This is a genomic window from Psychromonas sp. MB-3u-54, from assembly GCF_002836415.1.
Taxonomy (GTDB): domain Bacteria; phylum Pseudomonadota; class Gammaproteobacteria; order Enterobacterales; family Psychromonadaceae; genus Psychromonas.
Genome location: NZ_PJBP01000056.1, coordinates 1 through 290 on the forward strand (window position 1 = coordinate 1; position 290 = coordinate 290).

The window sequence follows — 290 nt, forward strand, 5'->3', positions numbered from 1 at the left end:
CTCGAACATGGGGATTATAAAGAGTATGCCGAAGGCATTTCCTTTCATGTGATAGTAGGGGCGAATTTTGCGGAAGCAAAGTGTCATGAGCGGGCTAAGCTCTGCGTGCCCTGGATAATTTGGCGGAAGCCAAGGTTCACGAGCGGACGAGCTCTGCGAGTCCTGTTCCATCGCCAGTATCTAGCACTAGCTAATCGCCGGTATTCCGCACAAGCTAGGCAATTAAATCCAGATAAATCCCTGTTGACTAACGTCAGCAGGGATTTTTTCGTTTAAGCGCTTGGTGATGA

Annotated in this window: 1 protein-coding gene; it reads left to right on the plus strand. The window is 49.0% G+C overall.

Annotated elements, in window-relative coordinates:
• Positions 1-276, plus strand: a 276-nt coding sequence (locus tag CXF72_RS19680) for a hypothetical protein (protein WP_232784835.1), incomplete at its 5' end; no start/stop codon positions are given.
• Between the last annotated feature and the right edge of the window lie 14 nt (positions 277-290).